The following is a 17,722-nucleotide window of genomic DNA, read 5'->3' on the forward strand; positions in this document are numbered from 1 at the left end:
CGGCAAATTCCGCATTACAGATAATACACGTGTATTCCAATCGAGAATACGTCTGTATTCCGAGCCTACAGCCAGCCCGGCTCGGAGGAAAGACCTGTGCGGAACCGTCTCTTGCTGCTGGCGCTGTTCGCCACCGCCGCACCCGTGGCCGTCCTTGCGGAAGAGGCGCCCAAGCCCGCGCCCCAGTCCACCGACGTCGCCGGCGTGGTCGTCCAGGCCCAGAAACCCGCCATCTCCACCAGCATCGACCGGCGCAGCTACAGCGTCTCGGGCGACCTGCAGGCCCAGTCCGGCTCCATCGCCGACGCCCTGCGCAACCTCCCCTCGGTGGAGGTGGACGTCCAGGGCAATGTCAGCCTGCGGGGCGACAGCAACGTCACCATCCTGATCGACGGCAAGCCCTCCACCCAGTTCCAGGGCGACAACAAGGGCCAGGCGCTGCAGCAGCTGCCGGCCGGCCAGATCGAGCGGGTCGAGGTCATCACCAACCCCTCGGCCGAGTTCAGCCCCGACGGCTCGGCCGGGGTCATTAACCTGATCACCAAGAAGGCCCAGGGCATGGGCGCCACCGGCTCGGCCCGGATCTCGGCCAGCGACGCCGGCCGGCTAATCCTGGGGGGCAATGTCGGGTTCAACGGCGACAGGCTCAGCTTCACCGGCGACGCTGCGTATCGGCGCGACCGGCAGCTGCTGTGGCTTCACGAGGAACGCCAGCGCCTTGTCCCCGGCGGCTTCGACGACACGACCCAGGACCAGGTCTCGCGGTTCAAGCCCCAGAACCTCTCGGGCCGGGCGGGCCTGGACTACGACCTGGATGCGCGCACGCGGCTGGGCCTGCAGGCGCGCCTGAGCCTGACCGATTTTCGGCTGCAGTCGGAGGCGGACTGGGCCGGGGCCGACCCCACCGGCCTGCCGGTCAGCCAGTTTGTCCGCATCCTCAATGTCCACCAGCAGCGGGTGAACGGCCAGCTGGGCGCCTCCCTGCGCCGCAAGCTGGACGACGAGGGCGGCCTCTTCACCCTGAACTTCACCTACGACGCCACCAATGACGACCGGGTCCGGGGCGGCCAGACCCGGTATCAGCTGCCCGCCGGTCCCGACGCCTTCGACCAGCAGCGGATCGACAACCTGTTCACCCAGCTGGACCTCAAGGGCGACCTGGTCCGGCCACTGGGCGACGGCGTCACCCTGAAGCTGGGCTTCGACATCCAGCGGGACGACAACGACTACGTCAATCGCGGCTTCAAGGGCGCCGCGCCCGGCGCCCTGACCCCGGACCTGACCCTGACCAACCATTACCGGTTCAGGCAGACCCTCAGCCAGGCCTACGCCACCTACGAGCGGCCGGTGGGCCCCCTGACCGTGCTGGCGGGGCTGCGCCTGGAGCGGACCCAGCTGGATCTGGCCCAGATCACCCAGGGCCGGTTCGACAGCCGCAGCGACCTGAAGGCCTATCCGACCCTGCATCTGGCCTGGAAGCTGGACGACAGCCGGACCGTCACCGCCAGCTACAGCCGCCGCATCCAGCGGCCCAATCCGTTCGACTACAACAGCTTCCGCTTCATGGTCGACCCGGTGAACTACCGGTCCGGCAACCCGAACCTGCGCCCCCAGCAGACCGACTCCTTCGAGCTGGGCTACGAGCTGCGCCGGGGGCCCAGCCGCTACCTGGCCACCCTGTTCTATCGCGAGAACCAGGGCGGCGTGGCCGATGTGGCAGCCAGCCTGGGCGGCGGCGTCTTCCTGGCCACCCGCCAGAACCTGGCCGACAGCCGCAGCCTGGGGGTGGAGCTGGTGGCGACCGGGCGGTTCAGCCCCAGCCTGACCTACAATCTCAGCAGCACGGTCGCCCGGATCGAACTGGACAGCTTCGGCCCGGGCTTTCCGCCCACCCGGTCGATCTGGGCCGTCAGCGGGCGGGGCAATCTGAACTGGCAGGCGAGCCCGGACGACCTGGTCCAGCTCAATGTCTTCGCCCAAGGCAAGCGCCTGACGTCCCAGGGCCTCGGTGAGCCCATGGCGGGGGTCAATCTGGGCTACCGCCGCAGGCTGACCGACCAGCTCGCCTTCGTGCTCACCGCCCAGGACCTGTTCGGAACCTTCGGCGACCGCCTGACCCTCGGCACGCCAATCCTGAAGGACCGTGTCCGGACCCGGTTCGACACCCGGCAGGTGATGATCGGCCTGAGTTGGACCTTCGCCGGCGGCAAGCCGCGCGAGCCGAACTTCGACTACGGCGGCGGGATAACCCCCCCGACGCAGTAGGCCGGAGCGCCCTCCCCCGTTTCTCATCATCCCGGGGGAGGGCGTCATGTTTCACGTGAAGCACAGCGCCTCTCCCCCTCGCTTGCGAGGGGGAGCGAGGGACACGCCGAAGGCGGCGTCCCACGGAGGGGGAGGCTTGCGGCGGTTCAGCATGCCGCCGGCGCTAGGGTGTTTCGCCCGAAACGTGGCCGCTGGTTGTCTCCTCACCCGCTCTTCGCGCTCGCGCGCTCAGAGTCGACCTCTCCTCGAAGAGGAGAGGAGGCGCGCTCTCAGTTCACGCAGATCTCCCGCGCCCTGCCATCCGTCAGCTGGGTGAAGCAGCCGGTGTTGATATTGCTGAACGCGCAGGTCCCGTCCGGCGGCGCCATGAGCGGCGTGTCCGCCACGCAGACCTTGGAAAGGCATTGGCCGCCGTCGGTGCAGGTCCTGGCCGCGTCCGGCAGCCGAACCCGGCAGACCCGGCGCTCGCCCTTGGCGATCTCGATCCGTCCGCCCCGCGCCTGGCAGTTCTCCGGCCCCGCACTGAAGGGGCCGCCCACCGCGAACGGATCGGCCGGCGGCGGGCTGGGGGCTGCCGACGCGCAGCCGGCCAGCAGCAACAGGAGGGCGAACCGCATCCCAGGGTGTTTCACGTGAAACCGCATGCCGCCAGCCTAGCTCAAGGCGAGGTCTGAATCGACGCCCCTCCCCTTTTGCGCTATAGGACTAACCCGTCGCCCCCGCCCGCCGGGGGCGTTGTCGTTTGTCTCGTCGAGCCCACATTCAGGCCATGTCCAACTGGGATGTCATTGTCATCGGCGGCGGTCACGCCGGCTGCGAGGCGGCGGCCGCGGCGGCGCGGTTCGGCGCGCGCACCCTGCTGCTGACCCACCGGCTCGACACCATCGGCGAGATGAGCTGCAACCCGGCCATCGGCGGGCTGGGCAAGGGCCATCTGGTCCGCGAGATCGACGCCCTGGACGGGCTGATGGGCCGCATGGCCGACAAGGCCGGCATCCAGTTCCGCATGCTCAACCGCTCCAAGGGCGCCGCCGTGCGCGGTCCCCGGGCCCAGATCGACCGCCGACTCTACCGCGAGGCCATGCAGGCGGCGCTCGCCGAGCAACCGAACCTCGACATCCTGGCCGATGCGGTCGAGGACCTGGTCATCGAGGACGGCGGGGTCACGGGCGTGGTCGGGGCCAGCGGCCGGACCTACGCCGCGCCCAGGGTGGTGCTGACCACCGGCACCTTCCTCAAGGGCGTCATCCACCAGGGCGACAAGCGCATCCCGGCCGGCCGGGTCGGCGAGGCCCCGGCTATCGGGCTGTCGGACCGCCTCTACGGCCTGGGCCTTTCCATGGGTCGGCTGAAGACCGGCACCCCGGCCCGGCTGGACGGCTCGACCATCGCCTGGGACCGGCTGGAGATGCAGCCGGCCGATGCGGTCCCGATCCCCTTCTCCTTCCTCAACGACCGGATCGAGGTGCCGCAGATCCAGTGCGGCATCACCCACACCACCGCCGAGACCCACAGGATCATCGCCGAGCGCCTCAGCGAATCGGCCGTCTATGGCGGCCGCATCGAGGGGCGCGGCCCCCGCTACTGCCCCTCGATCGAGGACAAGGTGGTGCGGTTCGCCGACAAGACCAGCCACCAGATCTTCCTGGAGCCGGAAGGCCTGAACGACGACACCGTCTATCCCAACGGCGTCTCGACCTCGGTCTCGGAAGAGACCCAGGCGCTGTTCCTGCGCACCATCCCCGGGCTCGAAAACGTCGCGGTCCGCCGCTACGGCTACGCCATCGAATACGACTATGTCGACCCGCGCGAGCTCTATCCGACCCTGGAGGTCAAGCGGCTGCCGGGCCTCTACCTGGCGGGCCAGATCAACGGCACCACCGGCTATGAGGAGGCGGGGGCCCAGGGCCTGGTGGCGGGGCTGAACGCCGCCCGGGCCGCCTCGGGAGCCGAGCCCGCCAGCTTCGCCCGCGACGAGGCCTATATCGGCGTGCTGATTGACGACCTGGTGACCCGCGGTGTGACCGAGCCCTACCGGATGTTCACCAGTAGGGCCGAATTCCGCCTGACCCTGCGGGCGGACAACGCCGACCAGCGACTCACTGGTAAAGGAATTACTCTCGGCTGCGTCGGGTATGGCCGCGACAAAGTGTTTCACGTGAAACAATCCAGGCTGGCCGAGGCCCGGGAAATGGCCCGGTCGCTCACCCTGACCCCCGCCCAGGCCGAAAAGGTCGGGCTAAAGGTCAAGGCCGATGGCCAGCGCCGCGACCTCTTCCAGCTGCTGGCCTTCCCCGACGTGGACTTCGCCGCCCTGCAGGCCCTGTGGCCGCAGATCGGCGACTGGGCCCCGGAAATCCGCGAGCAGGTCGAGATCGACGCCGGCTATGCGGGCTATCTGGATCGCCAGCTGGCCGATGTCGCCGCTTTCCGGCGGGACGAAGACCTGCGGCTTCCGGCCGAACTGGATTATGGCGCGGTGGGCGGGCTCTCGAACGAAATCCGCGAGAAGCTGTCGGCGGTCCGGCCCCTGACCCTGGGCCAGGCGGCCCGCATCGAGGGGGTGACGCCCGGGGCGATCACGGCCCTGCTGGCCCATGCCCGTCGGGTTCGGGCCGCTTGATGCCTGAGCCCTATGAGCCCCCTCAGTCGCTTCGCGACAGCTCCCCCAGAGGGGGAGCAGGGTTACTGCGCGACCTCTCTCCCCCCTCTGGGGGGAGTGGCCCGGAGGGCCGAGGGGGGCTCCCGCCCACGGACGCCCAAACCTTCCAAACTGCCACCAACGCCACAGACGCCCAGATGGCCGACCTGGCCGCCTATCTCGCCCTGCTCACCGCCTGGAACGAGAAGATGAACTTGGTCGGCCCATCGGCGCTCGCCCAGTTCTGGCCCCGCCACGCCTTCGACAGCGCCCAGCTGCTCAGCCACGCCCCGCAAGCCCTGACCTGGGCGGACCTTGGCGCCGGCGCCGGCTTCCCGGGGGTCATACTGGCCATACTTCTCAAGCAGACTCCCGGCGCCCAGGTCCACCTGGTCGACAGCCTCGCCAAGCGCTGCCGCTTCCTTTCCGAGGTCGTCCAGGCCCTCGACCTGCCGGCCCAGGTCCACAACGCCCGAGCTGAAAGCTTCAAGCTGTCGGTCGACGTGGTCACCGCCCGCGCATTGGCGCCGATGACAAAGCTGCTGGGCTTCGCCGAGCCCTATCTGAAGCGCGGCGCCACCGGCCTCTTCCTCAAGGGCCAGGACGCGCCGGCCGAGCTCGAGCTGGCCCGCGAGACCTGGCGCTTCGAGGCGTCGCTGACCCCGAGCCTCAGCAATCCCGATGGTCATGTCGTTGAAATCAGAGGACTTTCCCGTGTCCGATAGCCTGCCGACCCAGGATCTGCCTGCCATGCGCGTCCTGGCCGTGGCCAACCAGAAGGGCGGGGTAGGCAAGACCACCACGGCCATCAATCTGGGCACCGCCCTGGCGGCGGTCGGCGAGCGGGTGCTGCTGGTCGACGCCGACCCGCAGGGCAACGCCTCGACGGGCCTGGGCGTGCCGCGCCAGAACCGCAAGGTCAGCCTCTATGACGTGATGATGGGCGAGACCCCGCTCACCGAGGCCGCCGTCCGCACCGCCCTCCCCGGCCTGGACCTGGTGCCGGCCGACGGCGACCTGGCCGGGGTGGAGCTGGAGCTAGGCCAGGCCGCCCGCCGCTCCTACCGCCTGCGCGACGCCTTCGAGGTGCTGCGGGCGTCCGGAAAATACAGCTACGTCCTGATCGATTGTCCGCCCTCGCTGAACCTGCTGACCGTCAACGCCATGACCGCCGCCGACGCGGTGTTCGTGCCGCTGCAGTGCGAGTTCTTCGCCCTGGAAGGCCTGACCCAGCTGATGCGCACCGTCGAGATGGTGCGCGGCAGCCTCAACCCGCGCCTGGAGATCCAGGGCGTGGTGCTGACCATGTACGACCGCCGCAACAGCCTCTCCGAACAGGTGGCCAAGGATGTGCGCAGCCATTTCGGCGACAAGGTCTATGAGACGGTGATCCCCCGTAACGTCCGGGTCAGCGAGGCGCCGTCGTTCGGCAAGCCGGTGCTGATCTATGACCTCAAATGCGCCGGCTCACAGGCCTATCTGAAACTGGCCCGCGAGGTCGTCGGCCGCGAGCGCGAGCGCCGGCGGGTTGCTGCGTAATATTTATATCACTCTGATTTGACTGGACTAAAAGATGGTTGAAGGACGCAGGGGTTTGGGCCGGGGCTTGTCGGCCCTGCTGGGCGAGACGGAAGCCGAGGGCGGCGAGGACCAGGCCGCCGGCGGCCGCGAGATCCCGCTGGAACTGATCCGCCGCAACCCCGACCAGCCCCGCCGCCAGTTTGCCGAGGCCGAGCTGGAGGAGCTGACCCAGTCGGTGCGCGAAAAGGGCGTGCTGCAGCCGGTCCTGCTGCGGCCGGCCCCCGGTGTGACCGGGGAATACCAGCTGGTGGCGGGCGAACGGCGCTGGCGGGCGGCCCAACGGGCCGGTCTGCGGGCGATTCCGGCGGTGATCCGCGAGCTGGACGACCTGCAGGTCCTGGAAATCGCCATCATCGAGAACGTCCAGCGCGCCGATCTCAACGCGCTCGAGGAGGCCCAGGGCTACAAGGCCCTGATCGACCGCTTCGGCCGCACCCAGGACGCCGTCGCCCAGGTCGTCGGCAAGAGCCGCCCGCACGTGGCCAACGCCCTGCGCCTGCTCAGCCTGCCCGAACCGGTCCTGGCCCTGCTGGCCGAAGGCGCGCTGAGCGCCGGCCACGCCCGCGCCCTGGTCGGCGCCGCCGATCCGCTGGCGCTCGCCAGGCAGGTGGTCGCCAAGGGGCTGAACGTCCGCGAGACCGAGTCCCTGGCCAAGCGCTCGGCGACCGAAGGCGGCGCTCCCCGCCCCAGCCGGCTCAAGCCGGGCGGCAAGGACACCGACACCCTGTCGCTGGAAAACGATCTTTCCGAGGTGCTGGGGCTTGGCGTCGAGATCCTCGACAAGGGCGGCCGCGGCGAAATCCGCATCGCCTACGAGACGCTGGAACAGCTGGACGATCTCTGCCGGCGGCTTACCCGCGGCTGAGATCACCCGCGATCGTCCGCACGATCCGCCAGGCCCTCGCCGCCTCGGACTCGCCCTCGGCAGGGAGAATAGGCAGGTCCGGCGAAATCCCCGCCACCTCGTCGGTCCCATCGCCCCGCAGCCGCACGCAGTTGGGGATCTGGAAGCGCAGGCGCGAATTGGGCAGAACCGCCGTCTCGCCGTCGCCCATGAAGCCGCAGCCCAGGCCCGAGGTCTTCGCCCCGATGGTCCGGGCGATGGCGTTGTCGCGCATGACGGCGGCGAACATCTCGGCGGCCGAGGCCGTGCCGCTGTTGGTCAGCAGATAGACCGGCCCGGTCCAGGCCCCGGCATAGGGCTGGGCGACGATGGGCCAGTAGAGGGCCGGTTCGGGGTCGATGGCCTGACTGGCGCCGCTGGCAAAACCTGCGCTCAGCAGCCCAGCGCAGTCCAAATCCGCACCCCAGGCCCGCTGTTCGCGCCAGACCCAATTTCGGCTGCAGGCCTTTTGCTTTCCGATCACGGCTTTGCCGGCCTCGAAGGCCTTGAGGGCCGCGTCGACGGCCGGGCTGGGCTTGGCCGCCTTAAGCCCTTCAATCTGTTCATCAAAATAGCCGACTGAGACCGGGCTATCGACCATCAGCAGCGGCGCGGACTTCACCGGCCTGTCGGTGAACAGCCGCGCCGCCCAGTCGCCCAGGTCGTTGCCCCCGCCGTTGCCGCCGATATCGACGACCAGGGCGACGGCGCCCGCCGCCTCCAGCGATTTCAGCCGCGCGGCCAGGGCCTGCAGGAAGAGGTCGTCCATCCGGTCGCCGATGGCGCCCCGGCTGGGCGTCTCACCCTTGGCCAGGATCGCCGCCCAGGCCTGCTGGCAGAGCTCGGGGAATTCCGCGCCCCGGAACCGGGGAATGCGGACGAAACCCAGGGTCCGCCCGTCCGGCAAGGGCAGCAGGCCGGCGCGGAACACCTGGTCGCCCTCCAGCAGCCGGAACCCCGCCAATCCCTCGAAGGGCGCCGAGAAGGCGACACTTGTCCGGTGGGCATACCCCAGGGCCGCGCAGCCGGTGCGGGCGTCGTCTCGGGTCAGGTCGCGCTTGGCTGGGGGATCGGCGGGTGGGGCGGGTTTCAGGGTCGGCAACTCGGAGAGATGGCCGTCATGCAGGCCGGCCACGAAGGCGCGGATGGCGTCGGCGGCTTCGGCGTCGCTGGTCGCCTTGGCCAGCTGGCGTTCGGCGCGGCGGTTGAGGGCCGGCAGGTCTATGCCGCTCTGAGGCGAGGCCATCCAGGCGAGGTGCGAGTAGGAGCCCTCCAGCTCGGTCTTCAGATAGACGAAGTCGGCCTGCCAGGCGGCGCGGTCGAAGCCGGCGGCCAGGGCGGGGCCGCTGAGCGTCAGGGCCAGGGCGGCGGCGAGTAGGAGGCGTTTCATGGGGAGAGGATGGTGCGCCTGCGGGGGCGCGTCTTGTATGGGCGTTGCGTGGTTTGTATGCGCCCAGTCCTTCCCCGCCAGCGGGGGAAGGGCTTCAGACGAACAGCCGCCGCCAGGCCGCCGGACTCTGCCCGAAGGCCAGTTTGAAGGCCCGGGAAAGGTGGGCCTGGTCGTGGAAGCCGCAGGTCAGGGCGATCTCGGCCAGCGGCATGGCGCCGGTGCGCAGCAGCCGCGCGGCCGTCTCCAGGCGCTGGCGGCGGGCGTATTCGCCCAGGCTGGTTCCGTAGGATCGGCGAAAGGCCCGGGCGAGGTGGGCCGGGTGGCGGCCGACGGCGCGGGCCACCTCGTCGAGGCTGGCGGGGGCGTCGAGCTGGCCCACGACGCGGTCGCGGGCGGCTTTCAGCCAGGGCGGCGGGGCGGGCAGGCGCTCGCGGCGCAGGCCGCGGCAGAACAGGGCGGCGGCCTCGATCTCCAGGCCCTCGCGGACAAGGGGGCTGAAGTCGTCGGGCTCGGCCAGTTCGCGGGCCAGGCGGCGGCCGAGGGCGGCGACGGTTTCCGAGCGCAGGGCGGGGGCCTGAGCGAAGTCGGGTTCAGCCTGAAGAATGTCGATGGCCGCCTCGCTGGGCGCCAGGATCAGTTTCAGCGCGCCGGCGGCCGAGATCTGCTGGGCGTGGGGCGTGTCGCCGGGCAGGGCCAGCAGGTCGCCGGGGCGATGGTCGGTGCGCCGGCCCAGGGTCTCCTCGGCATAGCCGCCCTCAATGAGAAAGCAGAGCGAGGCGGCGGCGTGGGCATGGGCGCCCATCACCGCGCCGGGCGCCCAGCGGCTCAGTCGACTGCCTGGGGGCCGGATCGTCGCCATGCGGGTCAGGCCATCATGGGTTTAGGGCGGGATTGCGTCGTTGGCCGACGGGGAAACCCGAGGCGCAGGGCTCACCCGTCGCCTACGGAAAGAGAGCCGCTTCGCGGGGAGGAAGAGGAGTTAAGAGGAGAAGAGCGAGCGACGGCGCTGAATCGAGCCTGGGCCGTCAAAGCGTCGCAATCTTTCTGGAGGCGCTCTGCGCCTCAATAATTACTCTGTTCGAATGTGGCCCAGGCGCAGGCGATCCTTCGAACACGGCCCCTTACTCTTCTCCTCTTAACTCCTCTTCCTCCCCGCCGAAGGCGGCTTAACCCCACCTCGCCGCGCCAGCGCACCTGTCGGGAGCCGTCACAGTCCCAGCCGCCGCGCCCGCCCCGCGATGGTCAGGGCCAGGCGTTCCGCGATCAGGTGGTCGGGGGAGCCGGTCTGTTTGCAGGCGCGGTCGGCGTTGAGGACTTCGGGTTGCAGGGCCGAGAGGGTTTCCAGGGTCCAGGCGCGGGCCTGGCGCAGGAACTCGCGTTCGGTCTTCCAGAACACGCCGGAGGCCTTGGCGGCTTCCTGCAGGCTGGCGCCATTGCCGGCCAGGGTCAGGGTGCGGCGCAGTCTGGCCAGGTGCATGCCCATGGCCCGGACGGCCGGCGGGCCGGTTTCGCCCTCGGCGGCGGCGCGTCTCAGGCCGGCCTGGGCGGCGCCCAACCGACCGCCGAAGGCGTCGACGGCGGCGTCGGCCAGTGAGGCTTCCGGTTCGACGCCGAGGAAATCCTCCAGATCGGCGGCGGTGGCGGTGCGGCCGCTGCCGGGGCCCAGCCACAGGGCCAGGCGCTCGATCTCCTGGCGAGCGACGCCGCGCTCCTTGGGCAGGCGGTTCACGAACAGCTCCAGCGCGGCGGCGTCCAGCCCGACCCGGTCGCCGACCAGGGCCTCGCGGACCAGGCGGGCGACATCGCCGTGTTCGTCCTCGTAGCAGGGGATGCAGGCGCAGCCGGCGACCTTCTCGGCGACCTTGCGCAGAGCGGACTCGCGGCCCAGCCCCCCGGCCTCGATCAGGAAGAAGGCGTCGGGATTGAGCTTGCCGTCGGCGTGCAGGGTCAGGGCCTCGGCGGCGGTCTTGTCGGGGGCGGCGCGGTCGCCGGTCAGGCGCAGGCGCACCAGCCGCCGGCCGCCCATCATCGAGATGGCGGTCAGCTCGCCCTCGAGCGTGCCGGCGGAATCGAGATCGGTCTCGGTGAGGATGGCGACGTTGAAGGGATCGTCGATGACCGGGGTGATGGTCCGGGCCAGGGCGTCGGCCCGCTCGCGCACCCCGCCCCGGTCGCGGCCATAGAGCAGGCAGGCGCGGATGTTGTCCGGCGGACCTTTCAGGAAGCGCTCGACCTCGGGGCGCTTTGACAGGATCACCTGAGGCTCAGCTTCCGGTCTTCTGGCGGTAGAGCCAGGTGGAGATGTCGAGCTGGATGCGCCGGGCCAGTTCGCCGGCCAGGCGGCTCTCGGCGTCCTGCTGAGCGGCGACGGCGGCGTAGGGCTGGTCGGTGGAATCGACGGTGACCTCGGCCCGGGTCTGGCCGGTGCGCACCACCTGGCCGTCGGCCAGCGAGGTCAGCCGCCAGTCGGCGGTGGCCACCAGCTCGTAACGGGTGGCGACGTTGTCGATGCGCCGGCCACGGGCGGTGCGGACCTGCTTGAGGCTCATCTCCAGCCGCATCGTCGCCGGCGCCGAGCGGTCGCGGGCCACGGCGTCGTCCATCTGCTCGCGCAGCAGGGCGCCCAGCCGGCCTTCCGGCGCGATGGTCTCGATCCCCGACAGGGCCGGGGCCAGGCCGGGGGTGGCGTAGAGCGGCGTGAAACCGCAGCCGGCCAGCAGCGGGGCGGCGACCAGGGTCAGGCCGATCAGGAAGGCGGGAAGCCGCATGGTCAGTTCGCCCTAGTTGGCAACGATGTTGATGATGCGGTCGGGCACGACGATCACCTTGCGCACGGTCAGGCCCGCAAGGTGAACCGATACGCCGCTGTCCGCCAGAGCCAAGGCGCGAACCTCCGCCTCCGGCGTCCCGGCGGCGGCCCGCACCTCGCCGCGCCGCTTGCCGTTGACCTGCACGGGCAGGACCAGCTCGCTGTCGGCGGCCAGGGCGGGGTCGAAGACCGGCCAGGGGGCGTTGACCACCCAGCCCTCGCCGCCCATCCGCTCCCAGCAGGCCTCGGCCAGGTGGGGGGTGTAGGGGGCGATCAGCCGGCAGAAGGCCGACAGCGCCTCGCCCCGCGCGGCCGACACGGCGCCGTCGGTGGCCGGGAAGCCTTTGAGGATGTTCAGGAATTCGTACAGCTTGGCGATGCCGCTGTTGAACTTGAAGCCCTCGATGGACTCGGTGACCGCCTTGATCAGCTTGTGGGTCGCCCGGCGCAGGGCGTCCGAGCGCTCGGCGTCCTGATCCGCCGCGGGGGGCGGCTCGACATCGAACTCATTCCACACCCGGCCGACGAAACGCCCCGCTCCCTCGACCCCGCCGGTGCTCCACTGCACGTCGCGCTCGGGCGGGCTGTCGGACATCACGAACAGGCGCGCGGCGTCGACCCCGTAGGCGTCGAAGATGTCCTCGGGGGCGACGACGTTCTTCTTGGACTTGGACATCTTCTCGACGTCGCCGATGTCCAGCGCCTCGCCGGTGGCCTTCAGCTTGGCGACGCGCACGCCCTTCTCGGCCGCCAGCTCGACCTCGGCCGGTTCGACGTATTCGGGCCGTTCGGACTGGCGCCTCAGATAGGTCTCGTGGGTGACCATGCCCTGGGTGAACAGGCCGGCGAAGGGCTCGGCGACGCTCAGCATGCCCTCGTCCTTCAGGGCGCGGGTCACGAAGCGGGCGTACAGCAGGTGCAGCACGGCGTGCTCGATGCCGCCGATATACTGGTCGACCGGCAGCCAGCGGTCGGCGGCGGCCTTGTCGATGGGGCCGGGGGCGTCGGGGTTGGCGAACCGGGCGAAATACCAGCTGGAGTCCACGAAGGTGTCCAGGGTGTCGGTCTCGCGCTCGGCCGCCCCGCCGCAGCTGGGGCAACTCACGAACCGCCAGGTCGGGTGACGCAGCAGCGGATTGCCCGGCCGGTCGAAGGTGACGTCCTCGGGCAGCTCGACCGGCAGCTGGTCGTCGGGAACCGGGACCAGGCCACAGGCCTGGCAGTGGATCACCGGGATGGGCGTCCCCCAATAGCGCTGGCGCGAGATGCCCCAGTCGCGCAGGCGGTAGACGGTGGCGCCCTGGCCCTGTTGCTGGGCTTCCATCCGCGCGACGGCGGCGGCCTTGGCGGCCTCGATGCCCATCCCGTCCATGAAGTCGGAATTGAAGATGGTTCCGGGGCCGGTATAGGCCTCCGAGCCGATCATGAAGGTGGCCGGATGGGCATTCGGCGGCAGCACCACCGGCTTGACCGGCAGGGCGTATTTGCGGGCGAAGTCCAGGTCGCGCTGGTCGTGGGCCGGGCAGGCGAAAATCGCCCCCGTGCCATAGTCCATCAGCACGAAGTTGGCGATCCAGACCGGCAGGGTCCAGCTCGGGTCGAACGGATGGACGACGCGGATGCCGGTGTCGTAGCCCAGCTTCTCGGCCGACTCGATCTCGGCCTCCGAGGTGCCGCCCTGGCGGCAGGCGGCGACGAAGGCGGCCACCTCCGGACTGGCGGCGGCCAGCTGCTCGGCCAGGGGGTGTTCGGGGGCGATGGCCACGAAGCTTGCGCCATACAGGGTGTCGGGCCGGGTGGTGTAGACCTCCAGCCCGTCTTCCAGCCCGACGGGCGGGGCGCCCTCGAAGCCGAACCTGAAGCGCAGGCCCGTCGAGCGGCCGATCCAGTTCTCCTGCATCAGCCGGACCTTGTCGGGCCAGCGGTCCAGGGTGCTTAAGCCGTCGATCAGGGCGTCGGCATAGTCGGTGATGCGCAGGAACCACTGGGTCAGCTTGCGCTTTTCCACCACCGCGCCCGAGCGCCAGCCGCGGCCGTCGATGACCTGCTCGTTGGCCAGCACGGTGTGATCGACCGGATCCCAGTTGACCTGGGCCTCCTTGCGATAGACCAGGCCGCGCTTCAGCAGGGCCAGGAACCAGCGCTGCTGCTGGCCGTAATAGGCCGGCTCGCAGGTGGCGAACTCCCGGGACCAGTCGATGGAGACGCCTAGCAGCTTCAGCTGCTCGCGCATGGCGGCGATGTTCTCGAAGGTCCAGCCCTTGGGGTGGACGCCGCGCTCCATGGCGGCGTTCTCGGCCGGCATGCCGAAGGCGTCCCAGCCCATCGGATGCAGCACGCTGTGGCCCTGGGCGCGCTTGAAGCGGGCCACCACGTCGCCCATCGTGTAGTTGCGCACATGGCCCATATGGATGCGCCCCGACGGATAGGGGAACATCTCCAGAATGTAGTATTTCGGCCGGCCGTCGTCCGCGTTGGAGGCGGTGAACGTGCCGGCGTCAGCCCAGGCGGCGCGCCATTTGGGCTCAGTGTCTCTCGGATTGTAGCGAACCATGGCCTGGGTCTACTTCGGCTCAGTGAAAAGGGAAAGGCGGTCTGCCCTGTCCCCTTTGCTAGCCCCACCGACCCCGAGAGGGGTCGGCGGTCTTTCAAGGTGGAGCGTGTCCGGGCGGCGAACCGCAAGCACTTCGCCTGACACGCTCTCGATCAGGGCTGGTTGACGTTGGCCAGCCTGAGAAGTCGCGCCCGGGTCAGGATCGCGTTCTCGATATCGGTCTCGGTCTGGGCCGAGGCCTGCTGGTCGACCCAGCCGCCGGCCCCGTCGGACACCTGCTTGAAGATGGTGACGTTCAGGCCGTCGGCGCGCAGGCGGGTGTCCAGGATATAGACGGTGGCCTTGAAGCGCTCGCTGGGCGTCTCGGGATTGCTGTACCAGTCGGTGATGATCACCCCGCCGTAGGGATCGGCCGAGGCCAGGGGCATGAAGGCCAGGGTGTCCAGGCTGGCGCGCCACAGATAGCCGTTGACGCCGATCTGGGCCGGGCCGCCGGTCTTGGGCTTGTCGCGGCCCAGGCCGAACAGGCCGCTCTTCGGTTTGTCGGCCTTCGGACCCGTGGTCCCGCACGCCGCCAGCCCCGTCAGGCTCAGCGCCGTCACTGCCACCACGGCGACCCGCGCCCAATTCCGCCCCATAGAGGCACGCCCAAACCGCATTCTCGTCCGCTCCAATGCCTTTTAGCGCCCAGCACGCCCCCGGCGTGTTTGCGCCCAGGCCTGTGTCTAAACAAGGGCCTGATCCGTTGCGCGCCGGTCTACATCATGGCCGCCAAGGCTCCAAACAGGAATCTCGTGACCTTCGCGCCACAGGCGAGCCGGGAATCACGGTGGATTCAAGGCGAACACCTTCTGTCACATTGACCAAAGGGCCGGCGGTGCGTTTATTTCTTCTCAACGCCCAACTACCGCCGTGAAAAGGCGGATGATGGGAGGGGATGGGGTTTAAAGGCGCTATGCGCACCAAGCGTTTCTGGATCGGTCTGGCCGCTTTCGCGGCAATGGGCGTGGCGAGCGCCGCCCATGCCGAGAGCGTGCGCGCCAAGCCGGCGGCGCCGCTGACGCCGGACGCCTTCACGGTCAAGGGCGATTTCGATCCCCGCGCCGGCCAGTTCGGCCCGCTGGCCGCCCGCAAGACCCTGCAGTTCGACACCAAGAAGGGCCGCTGGGGCCTTTCCCTGGATCTCGACCAGCCCGCCAGCCGCGACCTGCAGCTGAAGGACGTCGAGGCCGGCGCCTGGTTCAAGGTCACCCCGCAGCTGCGCGTCGGAGCCGGCGTGGGCGTGGGCTCCAGCCGCGACGAGGTCGTCCGCAAGCCGCCGAACAAGGAAGAGGCGCCGCGGGTCCGGCTGGAGACGGCGTTCAAGTTCTAGACTCCGCTATTCCTCGCCCGTTGGGCGAGGGGGACCACGAAGTGGTGGAGTGGGCTCTGTCAGCCCGCACACAGATTCAAGCACGCCCACTCCGGAAGAGCTCAATCCTGAAACCCCGTGTGCTCCCAAGAGCCCACTCCGTCGGCTTCGCCGCCACCTCGCCCAAGGGGCGAGGAATATCGGGGACGGCGTCTCAGATCCCCGACACCACAGCCAGTCCCACGGCCCCGGTCGCCAACAGGCGCGGGGCCGTTTTCGTATTCACCCCGCCTAGCGCATAGACCGGCAGTCCCGCCTGGCGGACCAGGGCGGCGAACCGGCGCTGGCCCAGGGGCGGGCCGGCCGAGGGGCTTTGGCTGGGAAATACCGCCGAGAGCAGGGCGGCATCGGCGCCGGCCTGGGCGGCGGCCTGCAGGGCTTCGGCGGAATGGGCGGCGGCGGTAAACAGCCAGCCGGGATGCTTCGCCCTCAGGGCCGGCAGCTCGGCGATGGCGCGTTCGGGCAGGTGCAGGCCGTCGGCCCCGCAGGCCGTGGCGAGGGCTTCGTCGGCCCCGACCAGCAGGGTCAGGCCCCGGTCCCTGGCGATGGCGGCCAGGCGCTGGCCCCGGTCCACGGCGTCGGCGGCTCCGAAGGCGCGGAAGACGACGCCTGCCCCGGCGGGAAGCTGGGCCGCGACGCCTTCCGGATCGGGCGTCCGTTCGGGATCGGTGAGGAAGAGCAGGGGCGGCAGGCCCTTCCGCCCAGGCGCGGCGAGGCTTAGGGAGAGGGCGATTTCCCACAAACGCTGCAGATTCGTCCGTGACCGCGACACTCCAGGCCTCCATCGCCGCCGCCCGCCAGGCCGTCCTGGACCGGATCGCCGCCGCCGCGACCGCTTCGGGCCGGGCGCCCGGGGATGTGACTCTGGTCGCCGTCTCCAAGCAACAGCCGGAAGACCGCATCGCCGCCATGCTGGCCACGGGTCAGACGATTTTCGGGGAGAACCGGGTGCAGGAGGCGCAGGACCGTTGGGGAGCCCGCCGGAACAGTCTTGAGCTGCGGCTGATCGGCCCCCTGCAGAGCAACAAGGCCCGCGAGGCGGTCGCCCTGTTCGACGTCATCGAGACCCTGGACCGCCCCAAGCTGGCCGCCGTTCTGGCCGACGAGATCCAAAGGGCCGGCGGGGGCCCTCGCCTCTTTGTCCAGGTCAACACCGGCGAGGAGCCGCAGAAGGCCGGGGTCATTCCCACCGAGGCCGACGCCTTCATCGCCGCCTGTCGGGGTGAGTTCGGCCTGCAGATCGAGGGGCTGATGTGCATCCCGCCCGAGGCGGAGGCGGCCGGGCCGCATTTCGCCCTGCTGGCGGCCATCGCCCGCCGCAACGGCCTCGAGCGCCTCTCCATGGGCATGAGCGCCGACTTCGAGACGGCGGTGCGGTTCGGCGCCACCAGCGTGCGGGTGGGCAGCGCGCTATTTGGAACGCGCGGTTGAGCGCAGGAGTTGGCGTGGGACGGCGAAGCGGTGCATGGTCGGGACATGGCGCAACGTAAGACTCTGCTGATCATCGACGACGACAACGACCTGCGCGGCGCGCTGGCCGAACAGCTGCAGCTGCACGAGGAATTCTCCGCCGTCGAGGCCGAGACCGCCGGCGAGGGCGTGCGCCTCGCCAAGGAGGTCCGTCCCGACCTGGTGCTGCTCGACGTCGACCTGCCCGACATGGACGGGCGCGAGGCCTGCCGGCTGATGCGCAAGGGCGGGGTCACCGCCCCCATCGTCATGCTGACGGCGGCTTCGAGCGATTCCGACACCATCCTGGGCCTGGATTCCGGGGCTAACGACTATGTCACCAAGCCCTTCCGCTTCGGGGTGCTGCTGGCCCGCATCCGCGCCCAGCTGCGCAGCCACGAGGCCTCCGAGGACGCGGTGTTCCGCATCGGCCCCTATGAGTTCCGGCCCTCCTCCAAGCTGCTGGTCGACGACAAGGCCAAGAAGGTGCGGCTGACCGAGAAGGAAACCAACATCCTCAAATACCTCTACCGCTCCGGCTCCAAGGCCGTGTCGCGGGAAGAGCTGCTGACCGAGGTCTGGGGCTACAACGCCGGGGTCACGACGCACACCCTGGAAACCCACGTCTATCGGCTGCGGCAGAAGATCGAGCCGGATCCGACCAATGCGCGGCTGTTGCTGACGGAAGCGGGCGGGTACCGGCTGCAGCCGTAGGTTTGACGGAACGGCGCAACGAGCG

General features: G+C 69.9%; 16 protein-coding genes. 8 read left to right on the forward strand and 8 right to left on the reverse strand.

Going from position 1 to position 17,722, the window contains the following annotated elements; all coding sequences use genetic code 11:
- Window positions 1–96 precede the first annotated feature (96 nt).
- The gene (locus QO010_RS15455; protein WP_307350530.1) at window positions 97–2,265 is read left to right on the forward strand and encodes a TonB-dependent receptor domain-containing protein; all 2,169 of its coding nucleotides are present in this window, start codon (window positions 97–99) and stop codon (window positions 2,263–2,265) included.
- A gap of 269 nt (window positions 2,266–2,534) precedes the next feature.
- On the opposite strand, the gene QO010_RS15460 is transcribed toward QO010_RS15455, so the two are convergent.
- Complete coding sequence (locus tag QO010_RS15460) at window positions 2,535–2,882, reverse strand: hypothetical protein (protein ID WP_307350531.1); 348 nt, start codon at window positions 2,880–2,882, stop codon at window positions 2,535–2,537.
- Between the two features lie 152 nt (window positions 2,883–3,034).
- Here QO010_RS15460 and mnmG point away from each other — a divergent pair, with 152 nt between their 5' ends.
- The 4 genes from mnmG (at window position 3,035) to QO010_RS15480 (ending at window position 7,352) form a co-directional block, all read left to right on the forward strand.
- Window positions 3,035–4,888, forward strand: a complete 1,854-nt coding sequence (gene mnmG, locus QO010_RS15465; RefSeq protein ID WP_307350533.1) for a tRNA uridine-5-carboxymethylaminomethyl(34) synthesis enzyme MnmG — start codon at window positions 3,035–3,037, stop codon at window positions 4,886–4,888.
- A 176-nt stretch (window positions 4,889–5,064) separates the two neighbouring features.
- Complete coding sequence (gene rsmG, locus QO010_RS15470; RefSeq protein ID WP_307350535.1) at window positions 5,065–5,631, forward strand: 16S rRNA (guanine(527)-N(7))-methyltransferase RsmG; 567 nt, start codon at window positions 5,065–5,067, stop codon at window positions 5,629–5,631.
- 25 nt (window positions 5,632–5,656) lie between these two features.
- Entirely contained in the window at window positions 5,657–6,445 is a 789-nt protein-coding gene (locus QO010_RS15475) for a ParA family protein (RefSeq protein WP_307350803.1), read from the forward strand.
- A gap of 34 nt (window positions 6,446–6,479) precedes the next feature.
- Window positions 6,480–7,352, forward strand: coding sequence for a ParB/RepB/Spo0J family partition protein (locus QO010_RS15480; protein WP_307350537.1), 873 nt, complete (start codon window positions 6,480–6,482; stop codon window positions 7,350–7,352).
- Here QO010_RS15480 and QO010_RS15485 read toward each other — a convergent pair.
- The 6 genes from QO010_RS15485 to QO010_RS15510 all read right to left on the reverse strand — a co-directional run bounded on the left by QO010_RS15485 (window position 7,339) and on the right by QO010_RS15510 (window position 14,782).
- Window positions 7,339–8,760 (reverse strand): S41 family peptidase, encoded by a 1,422-nt coding sequence (locus QO010_RS15485; protein ID WP_307350539.1) that lies wholly within the window; start codon window positions 8,758–8,760, stop codon window positions 7,339–7,341. The genes QO010_RS15480 and QO010_RS15485 overlap by 14 nt on opposite strands.
- 94 nt (window positions 8,761–8,854) lie before the next feature.
- A complete protein-coding gene (locus QO010_RS15490; protein WP_307350540.1) occupies window positions 8,855–9,619 on the reverse strand; it encodes an AraC family transcriptional regulator in 765 nt (254 codons plus the stop codon).
- Window positions 9,620–9,967: 348 nt separating this feature from the next.
- The gene (holA, locus tag QO010_RS15495) at window positions 9,968–11,017 is read right to left on the reverse strand and encodes a DNA polymerase III subunit delta (protein WP_307350542.1); all 1,050 of its coding nucleotides are present in this window, start codon (window positions 11,015–11,017) and stop codon (window positions 9,968–9,970) included.
- Between the two features lie 7 nt (window positions 11,018–11,024).
- Window positions 11,025–11,528, reverse strand: a complete 504-nt coding sequence (gene lptE / locus QO010_RS15500; RefSeq protein WP_307350543.1) for an LPS assembly lipoprotein LptE — start codon at window positions 11,526–11,528, stop codon at window positions 11,025–11,027.
- A 12-nt stretch (window positions 11,529–11,540) separates the two neighbouring features.
- Window positions 11,541–14,123 (reverse strand): leucine--tRNA ligase, encoded by a 2,583-nt coding sequence (gene leuS, locus QO010_RS15505; RefSeq protein ID WP_307350544.1) that lies wholly within the window; start codon window positions 14,121–14,123, stop codon window positions 11,541–11,543.
- A gap of 152 nt (window positions 14,124–14,275) precedes the next feature.
- Complete coding sequence (locus QO010_RS15510) at window positions 14,276–14,782, reverse strand: DUF3576 domain-containing protein (protein ID WP_370873768.1); 507 nt, start codon at window positions 14,780–14,782, stop codon at window positions 14,276–14,278.
- Window positions 14,783–15,078: 296 nt separating this feature from the next.
- Between QO010_RS15510 and QO010_RS15515 the strand changes: the two genes are divergently transcribed.
- Window positions 15,079–15,495 (forward strand): NtrZ family periplasmic regulatory protein, encoded by a 417-nt coding sequence (locus QO010_RS15515; protein WP_307350547.1) that lies wholly within the window; start codon window positions 15,079–15,081, stop codon window positions 15,493–15,495.
- A 193-nt stretch (window positions 15,496–15,688) separates the two neighbouring features.
- Here the strand turns inward: QO010_RS15515 and QO010_RS15520 are convergent, their stop codons facing one another.
- Entirely contained in the window at window positions 15,689–16,276 is a 588-nt protein-coding gene (locus tag QO010_RS15520) for a thiamine phosphate synthase (RefSeq protein WP_307350548.1), read from the reverse strand.
- A gap of 17 nt (window positions 16,277–16,293) precedes the next feature.
- Between QO010_RS15520 and QO010_RS15525 the strand changes: the two genes are divergently transcribed.
- Complete coding sequence (locus QO010_RS15525; RefSeq protein ID WP_307350550.1) at window positions 16,294–16,965, forward strand: YggS family pyridoxal phosphate-dependent enzyme; 672 nt, start codon at window positions 16,294–16,296, stop codon at window positions 16,963–16,965.
- Between the two features lie 45 nt (window positions 16,966–17,010).
- Entirely contained in the window at window positions 17,011–17,697 is a 687-nt protein-coding gene (locus tag QO010_RS15530; protein ID WP_307350551.1) for a response regulator transcription factor, read from the forward strand.
- The last annotated feature ends 25 nt before the right edge of the window (window positions 17,698–17,722 follow it).

Source organism: Caulobacter ginsengisoli, from assembly GCF_030814835.1.
Classification (GTDB): domain Bacteria; phylum Pseudomonadota; class Alphaproteobacteria; order Caulobacterales; family Caulobacteraceae; genus Caulobacter; species Caulobacter ginsengisoli.